12 protein-coding genes are annotated in these 10,551 nt (G+C 34.4%); all 12 read left to right on the top strand.

All coding sequences use genetic code 11. From position 1 onward, the window contains the following. The first annotated feature begins 267 nt into the window (after positions 1–267). The 12 genes from J5G60_RS13005 (at position 268) to spoIID (ending at position 10,439) form a co-directional block, all read left to right on the top strand. Positions 268–645, top strand: coding sequence for an ATP synthase subunit I (locus J5G60_RS13005; protein WP_150357559.1), 378 nt, complete (start codon positions 268–270; stop codon positions 643–645). A gap of 17 nt (positions 646–662) precedes the next feature. Continuing rightward, a complete protein-coding gene (locus tag J5G60_RS13000; protein ID WP_150357557.1) occupies positions 663–1,346 on the top strand; it encodes a F0F1 ATP synthase subunit A in 684 nt (227 codons plus the stop codon). A 41-nt stretch (positions 1,347–1,387) separates the two neighbouring features. Next, positions 1,388–1,633, top strand: a complete 246-nt coding sequence (gene atpE / locus J5G60_RS12995) for an ATP synthase F0 subunit C (RefSeq protein WP_106008346.1) — start codon at positions 1,388–1,390, stop codon at positions 1,631–1,633. A 58-nt stretch (positions 1,634–1,691) separates the two neighbouring features. Then, on the top strand, positions 1,692–2,171 hold the full coding sequence (locus tag J5G60_RS12990; RefSeq protein ID WP_150357555.1) for a F0F1 ATP synthase subunit B: 480 nt from the start codon (positions 1,692–1,694) through the stop codon (positions 2,169–2,171). Positions 2,172–2,173: 2 nt separating this feature from the next. Then, positions 2,174–2,719, top strand: a complete 546-nt coding sequence (locus J5G60_RS12985; RefSeq protein WP_150357553.1) for a F0F1 ATP synthase subunit delta — start codon at positions 2,174–2,176, stop codon at positions 2,717–2,719. A 4-nt stretch (positions 2,720–2,723) separates the two neighbouring features. Beyond that, entirely contained in the window at positions 2,724–4,235 is a 1,512-nt protein-coding gene (atpA, locus tag J5G60_RS12980) for a F0F1 ATP synthase subunit alpha (RefSeq protein WP_150357551.1), read from the top strand. 24 nt (positions 4,236–4,259) lie between these two features. Continuing rightward, positions 4,260–5,111: an ATP synthase F1 subunit gamma gene (gene atpG, locus J5G60_RS12975; protein WP_150357549.1), complete on the top strand. Its 852-nt coding sequence runs from the start codon at positions 4,260–4,262 to the stop codon at positions 5,109–5,111. Between the two features lie 12 nt (positions 5,112–5,123). Beyond that, on the top strand, positions 5,124–6,518 hold the full coding sequence (gene atpD, locus J5G60_RS12970) for a F0F1 ATP synthase subunit beta (RefSeq protein ID WP_150357547.1): 1,395 nt from the start codon (positions 5,124–5,126) through the stop codon (positions 6,516–6,518). An 11-nt stretch (positions 6,519–6,529) separates the two neighbouring features. Further along, positions 6,530–6,928, top strand: coding sequence for a F0F1 ATP synthase subunit epsilon (locus J5G60_RS12965; protein WP_150357545.1), 399 nt, complete (start codon positions 6,530–6,532; stop codon positions 6,926–6,928). A 352-nt stretch (positions 6,929–7,280) separates the two neighbouring features. Next, positions 7,281–7,901, top strand: a complete 621-nt coding sequence (locus tag J5G60_RS12960; RefSeq protein WP_150357543.1) for a hypothetical protein — start codon at positions 7,281–7,283, stop codon at positions 7,899–7,901. Positions 7,902–7,955: 54 nt separating this feature from the next. Next, positions 7,956–9,212, top strand: a complete 1,257-nt coding sequence (gene murA, locus J5G60_RS12955) for a UDP-N-acetylglucosamine 1-carboxyvinyltransferase (protein WP_150357541.1) — start codon at positions 7,956–7,958, stop codon at positions 9,210–9,212. 195 nt (positions 9,213–9,407) lie between these two features. Further along, complete coding sequence (gene spoIID / locus J5G60_RS12950; RefSeq protein WP_150357539.1) at positions 9,408–10,439, top strand: stage II sporulation protein D; 1,032 nt, start codon at positions 9,408–9,410, stop codon at positions 10,437–10,439. Positions 10,440–10,551 lie beyond the last annotated feature (112 nt).

Raw genomic sequence — 10,551 nt, 5'->3', positions numbered from 1 at the left:
CCCCCACCCCCCCGCAGCAATTTTTTTTTCTAGAAGAAGACGGCATACGAGATCTAGTACGGTCTAGTGTTCTCGGAGATTTGTATAAGAGACATATATTGAATTATAATTTAAAAAAGCATAGATTTAATAAGCAATTATGGGTTAAGATCATATAAATTGACGAAAATTACATAAAAACAATCAATTAATCGAAAAAATAGAACTTTTAGATTATATTTTTAAGGTATATAATTTTATTAGTTTATTTCTGCACGGGGGAACTTAATGGATAAACATATTTTGAGCATGGTGAAAAAGGTGTCCATCATCAATCTAATATTTATTGTTGCAATGGCCTGCCTAATACAGTTGATTTTTAAAAATTATGGATTATTTACATTGATAGGAATGCTGGTGGCAATCTTTAATTTTTTTATAAATGCTGTAGTGGGAGGCTTCGTATTTCAAAAACTTCCCAATTCGTCTAGTTCATTATATATCATAGGTTTCATCATGAGAATTGTCATTGCGGCGGGCATAGGATATGTTATTTTTTCTTACAATAAAAATAACACCATTGCCTATTTATTTGGCTATACTTCTCATTTATTGGGAGTATATATATATTCAGTTATAGAAAGTAATAAAAACAATATAGAATAAAGAGGGGATGTGATGAAGTGGAAGGCTTTTCGCCATTGTTCCTAATACATTTGGGATCACTTAAAATTCCAATAACTTCTAGCATTATGGTACAATGGGTTATTATTGTGATTTTAGCCATTTTGGCAAAAATTTTCACTAATGGTATGAAAAAAGTACCTGATAAAAAGCAAACTGTTATTGAAATCATTGTAGAATCAATACAAAATCTTGTAAAGGATAATATGGGAAAAGAGTATGTATCATTTATACCATATGTGGGAACTCTTGCGATATATATATTGGTGATGAATATCGCTCCTGTTATTGTAGGTGTAAGGGCTCCAACAGAGGATCTGAGTGTGGCAGTGGGGCTTGCACTTATAACTTTTATTCTAGTTCAATACAATGCTATCAAGAAAAAAGGGCTTAAAAGTTATTTTAGTGCTTATGCTAAACCAGCAGTACCATTGCTGCCACTCAATATTGTAGAGAGAATAGTCCTACCAGTTTCACTGAGTCTTCGACTGTTTGGTAATTTAACAGCAGGTGCTGTAATTATTGGAATGGTGTATAAGGGACTAGGGAATATAGCATGGTTTTCTCAATTATTGATACCGATTCCCTTACATGCTTTTTTTGATTTATTTGATGGTTCTATACAGATGATAGTATTCGTTATGCTTACAGTAATGAATATAAAGGTTATAGCTGAAGAATAATGGTTTATATTCAATATTTATTTTAAGGAGGATTTTTTATTATGAATTTAGATGCAAATACATTCATATCGGGAATGGCAGCAATTGGTGCAGGATTAGCTGCTATAGGATGTTTAGGAGGAGGTATTGGAGTTGGTAATGCTGCAGCAAAAGCAGTTGAAGGTGTGTCCAGACAGCCAGAGGCAAGTGGTAAGATATTGAGTACATTTTTTGTAAGTGCTGCTTTATCAGAAGTAACAGCTATTTATTCTTTGCTGATAGCTCTTATTTTAGTATTTAGAGTTTGATTATATCTATACCTCACCAGTTTACATATAATTTTAGAGGGGAGGATTGAAGTTCAGTATGCAAATTGATTTGACTCGAGTTGTTATAACAATAATAAATTTTATTATATTGTATTTTATTTTAAAACATTTCTTTTTTAAACCTGTGGATACTACCCTCACTAATAGGCAAAATGAAATTGATTCTAGAATTAAAAATGCTGTTGAAAATGAAAAAAAATCAAAACAACTGGTAGCTCAGCACGATGAATTGTTGAAAAATTCAAAAATAGAGGGTAGAACTATTGTTGAAGATTATAAAAATAAAGCCGAGAGAGTTTCTGAAGATATATTAGGTGATGCTCATAAAGAGGCTCAACTTATATTAAACAGGGCAAAGATTGAGGCGGATAGACAGAGAGAAAAGGCACAGGATGAGATAAAAAATCAGGTGGTTGATCTGGCTCTTTTAGTGTCTGAAAAAGCTTTAGAGGGTTCTATTGATGAAAAGCAGCACAGGAAACTTATTGAGGATTTTATAGCTAAGGTAGGTATCTAATTATGTATGAATATTTAGATAGAAGGTATGCTCTTGCACTCTATGAGATAGCGGAGGAAAAGGGGAAAGTAAAGGAGTACCTGGAGGAATTAAAACAGGTCGTAGATATCATAAATAAGGATACTAAATTTTTGGAGATTATGGAACATCCTGAGGTCAGCACAGCAGATAAGAGAAGGATGTTTACAGAAATATTTAAAGATAGAGTAAATAAAGATATTCTTTCATTTTTATTGATTCTTATAGATAAGGGAAGAATCAAGCAATTAGATGGAAAACTCAAGGAAATGAAGGATATATATCTTGGAAAACACAATACTGTTGTCGCAAAAGTAAAGACAGTTATCCCATTGAAAGACAATGAGAAAAAAGATCTGATTCAGAAATTAGAAAAAAAATTTAATAAAAAAATTTTGATTGAAGAAGAAATAGATCCAAGTATTATAGGCGGAGTTTATGTAGATGTAAATAATGAAGTCATTGATGGTACTATAAGGTCAAAACTTTCTGAAATGAAAAAAATAATGCTTAAAGGAGAACAGAGGTGAGCCTATGAACGTAAAACCTGAAGAGATAACTTCAATTATAAAAGATGAAATACAAAAATATGAAAAAAAAATAGAGACAGTTGATTCAGGTACAATAATTCAAATTGGTGATGGTATTGCCAGAGTTTATGGCCTTAACCAGTGTATGTCTGGAGAACTTTTAGAGTTCCCAAATGATGTCTATGGTATGGCTTTAAACCTTGAACAGGATAATGTAGGTTGTGTTCTTTTAGGTTCTGAAGAGGGAATAAAAGAAGGAGATACAGTCAAAAGGACTGGTAAGGTAGTAGAAGTACCTGTGGGTGATGCCCTTATGGGTAGAGTGGTAAATTCCCTTGGCCAACCTATAGATGGGAAAGGTCCTATTAAAACCAGTGAAACTAGACCTGTAGATCTGGTTGCACCCGGAGTTATAACAAGACAATCTGTTAAAGAACCGCTCCAGACTGGAATAAAGGCAATAGATTCCATAATACCAATTGGTAAAGGACAGAGAGAGTTAATAATAGGAGACAGGCAGACAGGTAAAACTGCCATTGCTATGGATACTATAATAAATCAAAAGGGAAAAAATGTGATATGTATTTATGTGGCTATAGGACAGAAACAATCCACTGTAGCGCATATAGTGAATGATTTAGTGGAAACAGGTGCCATGGATTATACCATAGTTGTATCTGCATCTGCGTCGGAATCAGCACCGCTTCAGTATATATCCCCTTATGCAGGATGTTCTATGGGTGAGTATTTTATGAATAAGGGAGAAGATGTACTTATTATCTACGATGATCTGTCTAAACATGCTGTTGCCTATAGAGAGATGTCGCTGCTGCTTCGTAGACCACCAGGAAGGGAAGCCTATCCGGGAGATGTATTCTACCTTCATTCACGACTTTTGGAAAGGGCGGCAAAACTTTCAGACAAACTAGGAGGAGGTTCTCTTACTGCACTTCCTATAATAGAGACTATGGCAGGCGATGTTACTGCATATATACCGACAAATGTCATATCAATAACAGATGGCCAGATATTTCTTGAAACAGAGCTTTTCTATGCAGGGCAGAGACCGGCAATAAATGCAGGAATATCAGTATCTAGAGTTGGAGGTAATGCGCAGATTAAAGCTATGAAACAAGTTGCTGGAACACTGAGGATCGATTTAGCCCAATACAGAGAACTTGCTTCATTTGCTCAATTTGGTTCTGACCTGGATAAAGAATCAAAGAGATGGCTTGAAAAAGGAAAGAGATTGACGGAAATACTGAAGCAGCCTCAATATAAACCAATGCCTGTAGAAAAGCAGGTAATGATATTATTTGCTGCTTCCAGAAATTATATAATGGATGTACCTGTTGAAAAAATCTCCCAATTTGAAGAAGAATTTCTTGATTACATGGATACTCATCATGGTGAAATTGGAAAGGAAATTCTGGAAAAGAAGATTTTATCGGATGAACTCAGTGACAAACTTGGCAGTGCTGTAGAAGAATTCAAAAAAATATTTTTAGCAGAGTGATATTTGCTCTGCGGGAGGTGAAGTATGGCAGGGGCAGGACTTGTTACAATTAAAAGAAGAATTAAATCAATAACTAGTACCCAAAAGATAACAAAGGCCATGGGACTTATTGCCACCTCTAAACTTAGAAAAGTTAGAAGAAAGCTTGAGGTAAATAATAAATATTGTGAACTTTTTAATTCTATTGTAAATGAAATTGTTTTAGAAGCTGAGAAAAATAATATTTATATAAAGGGCAATGGTTCCAATAATAAGCTCTACATAACTTTAAATTCAGATACGGGATTATGTGGGGGATTCAATGTGAATGTTGTAAATGAAACAGATGCCGTTATATCAAAAGAGAGGGATAATTCTCTTTTGATAGCTGTAGGCCAAAAGGGCAGAATGTATTTTAAGAGACTTGGGTACAGTACAGAGGCAGAATATGTGGATATTCCCGATATTCCTACGGTAAAAGAGGCAAGTACTATAGTGTATAAAGCCCTGGATTTTTATAGAAGTGGTAAAGTTGGAGAAGTTAATATAGTATATACTAGATTTATTTCTACAGTTAGACAGAATGTAATTGTTGAAAAATTACTCCCGCTGGAGAGTAACAAAAGTGAAAAGAGAAATTTTCTTATAAAATTTGAACCATCTGCAGATAAGATGATAGATGATATGGTGGTTCTGCACTTAAAGCAGAAAATACTTAATTGTATGATAAATTCAAAGATTAGCGAGCAAGCTTCCAGGATGACAGCAATGGATGGGGCTACTAAAAATGCAAATGACTTACTCAGTGATTTGAATCTCAAATACAATAGAGCAAGACAGAGCGCCATAACACAAGAAATAACCGAAATAATTGGAGGAGCAGAAGCTCTGAAGTAAGGAGGGACGTTGATGCCAAATATAGGCAAAGTTATTCAGGTTATAGGACCTGTAGTAGATATAAAATTTAATACAGAAAACCTTCCTAACATATACAATGCCATAGATATACAATCAGGAGATAAAAAAATTGTTACAGAAGTTGCTCAGCATTTGGGGGATGATATAGTGAGGACTATATCTATGGAGAGTACAGATGGGTTGGTTAGAGGAATGGAAGCCGTAGATACTGGCTCACCTATATCTGTACCTGTAGGAGAACAAGTTTTGGGAAGACTTTTTAATATGTTAGGTCAGCCGATTGATGAAAAGGGAGAAGTAGAATCAGATAAATATTATCCTATTCACAGACCAGCTCCAAGTTTTGAAGATCAATCTGTAAAACCTGAGATGTTTGAGACCGGCATTAAAGTTATAGATCTAATTGCACCGTATCAAAGAGGTGGAAAGATAGGGCTGTTTGGAGGGGCTGGCGTTGGCAAGACAGTTATTATTCAGGAACTTATAAATAATATAGCCAAAGAACATGGTGGACTCTCTGTTTTTACGGGCGTTGGAGAGAGAACAAGAGAGGGAAATGACTTGTATTATGAAATGCAGGATTCTGGTGTCATAAATAAAACTGCCCTGGTATTTGGGCAGATGAATGAACCGCCTGGAGCAAGGATGAGAGTTGCGCTCACAGGCCTTACCATGGCAGAATATTTTAGAGATCAGGGTCAGGATGTGCTTTTATTTATTGACAATATATTTAGATTTACCCAGGCAGGTTCAGAGGTTTCTGCACTTCTTGGCAGGATACCTAGCGCTGTTGGTTATCAACCGACACTTGCCACGGAAATGGGTGCACTGCAGGAAAGAATAACATCTACAAAGCAGGGTTCTATTACATCTGTTCAGGCTGTATATGTACCGGCAGATGATTTGACTGATCCGGCACCGGCAACTACTTTTACACATCTTGATGCTACTACGGTTCTTTCAAGATCTATATCAGAGCTTGGAATTTATCCTGCAGTTGATCCACTGGCATCTACTTCTAGAATTCTGGATCCTAGAATTGTAGGAGAAGAGCATTATAAAGTGGCTTCAGGAGTTAAAAACATACTCGAAAGATATAGTGAACTCCAGGATATTATAGCTATACTAGGTGTAGATGAGTTGTCAGAAGAAGACAGACTGGTGGTTTTGAGAGCGAGAAGAATACAGAGATTTTTATCTCAGCCTTTTACTGTTGCGGAACAATTTACAGGTTATAAGGGAGAGTATGTTCCTATAAAGGAAACTATAAGAGGATTTAAAGAAATACTCGAAGGCAAATATGATGATTTGCCTGAAGCAGCTTTTCTCTTTAAAGGGACTATTGACTCAGTAGTTAAAGCGGCTAAAAATATGGCACAGAGTTAAAGGAGATTAATATGTCAGAAGTGTTAAAATTGACTATCCTTACTCCCGATAGGGAATTTTATGAGGGAGAAGTGATAGAATTGATAACGGAAAGTACTTTAGGAGGCATAACAATTCTTCCAGATCATATGCCTTTAATAACTACTTTGAGACCTGCTGATACAGTGATTGTTCAAAAAGATAACAAGAAACTAAAGGCATTTACATCTGTTGGAATATTGGAAGTAAAAGAAAATAAATTAAAAATCTTGTGTGATGCTTGTGAATGGCCAGAGGAAATAGATATAAGGAGAGCAGAAGAGGCCAGGGATAGGGCAAAAAAAAGACTGACCAATAGAGATGGAATTGATGTACAAAGAGCAGAACTGGCACTTGCTAGAGCGCTGGCTAGAATTAATCTAAAGCAATAGATGTGTTTTTATAGTTTATTTAAATGTGAAAAAACACTGTCAAACTTCATTTATATAATGATTTTGGCAGTGTTTTTTATTTGAAAATATGCACCTTTTATTGAGTAAATTTATATATTAATATAAAGTCCCTTCTATGGAATTTTATTTTTTTTGAATATTAGTATAAAAGTTGTCCATAATGTTTAAGAGAAAAGGGGGGAAGGTTTTGTGAAATATTTTCACAAAACTGCTTTATATGAAAAATATAAAAATATTATTTTGCTTATTATTGTGTATATTTTCTTTTCAGTACTATGTAAAAGCTTATGGAAGTAGTGTAGGTAGTTTAAGTTTTCCAAAAAATATTGTTTTGAATGAAAAAAAAGTTGATCTATTTAAATATATACTGGATGATACTCATAGTAGTCCTGAGGAATGTAATGTCATGGCAGTTTTTAGCACTGATGAACAGGGAGAAAAAGTTGTAAATAGAATATTTCAGAATTTACTTGAATATGAAAAACTCGACAAAAAAGTTTTGAGAAATAATGGATTATATTCAATAGAATTTGGCCATAGTTACATAAATGGCTACATAGAAAGTGTTCAGTATGAAAATCATAATATTATAACTGTTAATGTTGTTGAAAAATGTGATGATTATGAATTGCCATATCTAAAGAATATGGTTGAAGAATGTTTATCTAATATAGGAGAAAAATGTCAGTACTATCAATATGTAAAAGCTAAGGTACAAATGGGGAACGTTACAACTGTAAATAGAAAACTGGAGGATACTTTGAAAAACATAGGTACATCTAATATCAAAACTGTGCCCTTAAATCAAGGATACAGCTCTACTGCATATACTCATATGTTTGATCCAATACAGAGTAACGGAGATTTGATAGATTTTAATTATTCTGTTGTAAAATACTCTACTGGAATCTATATAATTATGGGAACACCGGAAATAATGACAACATACTAGTATAGTAGTACAAAATAATTAACATATCAGCAAATTATAGAATGGAGGAACATTATGAGTAAAATAGTGGTTAGGGGAGGAAATAAACTGCATGGAGAAGTAAACATCAGTACTGCTAAAAATTCTGTGTTACCTGTTATAGCAGCTTGTATTTTAAGTGGGGACAAATGTATAATAGAGGAAGTCCCGATGCTTGAAGATGTCTTTGTAATAAGCGATATACTGAGAAGTATATTTGCAGATATAAATATAGATAAAAATGCAAATAAGATTATAATAGATACTTCCAATATAAGGGACTGCAGTCCCTGTAGTGAGCTGGTAAAAAAAATGAGAGCTTCATTTCTAATAATGGGTCCTATGATATCTAGGTTTGGTAGATTTAAATTATCTCTCCCAGGGGGATGCAATATTGGAACTAGACCTATAGATTTGCATTTAAAGGGTTTTAGTGCTCTTGGAGCAGAAGTAAATATAGGACATGGATATGTGGAGGCACAAGCTAAAAAGTTAATAGGCAGTAAAATATATTTAGATTTTCCATCTGTGGGAGCTACGGAAAATATAATGATGGCAGCAGTAATGGCTGAAGGAGAAACTATAATAGAAAATGCAGCAGAAGAACCGGAGATAAAAGATCTGGCCAAATTTTTGAACAGCATGGGTGCTAGAATTGTAGGGGCAGGATCCGGGACTATTCATGTAATAGGAGTTAAAGATTTAAGGGGAAGTACTCATAAACCCATATGTGACAGAATAGAAGCTGGAACTTTTATGGTTGCTGCTTCCATAACCAGAAGTAAAATTAAAATAAATGGCATAAATGAGGAACATTTAAAACCTATAATTGCTAAATTAACTGAAGCAGGAGTGTATATAAGAGTGGAAGGAAATAGTTTGATTGTAGATGGAGATAGAAATCTAAGACCTATAGATATTAAAACAATGCCTTATCCTGGATTTCCCACTGATATGCAATCTCAGATGACTGGCCTTTTATGTACGGTTAAAGGGACGAGTATAATAACTGAGACTATTTTTGAAAATAGATTTATGCACGCAGTGGAGATGAAAAGAATGGGAGCAAACATAAAGATAGATGGAAGGAGTGCTGTCATAGAGGGAGTTGATAAACTTACAGGAGCAGAAGTGAGGGCAACAGATCTTAGGGCTGGTGCTGCTCTAATACTCTGTGGTCTGGCAGCAGAGGGAGAAACAGAAGTTACTGATATATATCATGTAGACAGGGGATATGTGGATATTGAAAAAAAACTCAGAGGATTAGGTGCTGATATTGAGAGGATAAATTGATAATTTAATGATGTGTAGAGAAGAAGATTAATCAAGATCTTCTTTTTTTTAATGTGCAGTTATATTTGCAGAATTATTGTACAGCTTTAATAGAGGTTTTTAAATATGTCTGTGATTGGAATATTTTAGATGTAATAATAATAAGAATATACTATTGAAAATATAGATGGGTGTGGAATAGTAGAGAGGTAAATCATGAACTTTTTAAAAAAATCTGCAATATTGATATTTATGAGTGTACTTTTTATCATTGTACTTTCTTTCATCATAGTGGGAAAAGAAAATGGAGGGGATAGTCTGCCAGAATTTATAATGAAATCAAAAAATATAATATTCAGAGAAGATCATGACAATTCAAAAAGTATAAGAGTGTATATAACCGAGAAACATAAAATAGAAGAAATGAGTTTGGAGGATTATGTTCTGGGAGTGGTGGCAGGTGAAATGCCAGCGGAATTTTCAAAAGAGGCCCTTAAAGCTCAAGCTGTGGCAGCGAGAACTTTTGGAGCTGCCCATATGGAAGTATATGGTGGGAAAAAATATAAGAGTAATACAGGAGCAGATGTATGTGACACTGTGGCATGTCAGGTGTTTCAAAGCAAAGAGAATAGGATGAATACCTGGCCAAAGGCAAAAGCTGAAGAATACTGGGATAAGATAGAACAAGCTGTACAAGCTACATCGGGGCAGGTATTGTCCTATAAGGGTAAATTAGTTATGGAACCTTATTATTTTGCCATAAGTGGAGGGAGGACGGAAAATGCAGAAGATGTATTTAAAGAAGGAGAGGGGTATTTGAAGAGCGTGAAAAGCCCAGAGGAAGAGAGTGCACATAATAAATATAAAACTTCAGTGGGAATGTCCTATAAGAACTTTGTAGATAAGGTAAACATGTATTATCCTAGCTCGGGACTGAGTTTAAAAAGCCTATCTAAAGAAGTAAATGTACAGGACAGAACGGAAGGAGGAGCAGTCAAGGAGATTAAACTTGGTTCGGTTACTATCTCTGGAACTAAATTTAGAGCTATTATGGGGCTGAATTCTACAAATTTTACTGTATATTTTAAAGACAAGGTTTATATTGAATGCCTGGGATATGGGCATAGAGTTGGAATGAGTCAATGGGGGGCCAATACTATGGCTAAAGAGGGTAAAAATTACATGCAGATTTTAAGTCATTATTATACTGGTATAAGTTTAAAAAATGTATCTTTATTTCTAAAGTAAACATAATATTCTATGCGGCATATTACAAAAGGGAATGCTGTAAAACTATTCTTAAAAACGGTTTTACAGCATTCCCTTTTTTTACAAAAAATTTATAAAAAAATTTATAAAT

The sequence above is a fragment of the Clostridium sp. HV4-5-A1G genome (assembly GCF_900184915.1).
Taxonomy (GTDB): domain Bacteria; phylum Bacillota; class Clostridia; order Clostridiales; family Clostridiaceae; genus Clostridium_B; species Clostridium_B aromativorans.
Note: the sequence above shows the minus strand (reverse complement) of the source record. Positions and strands in the feature narration are given on the sequence as shown.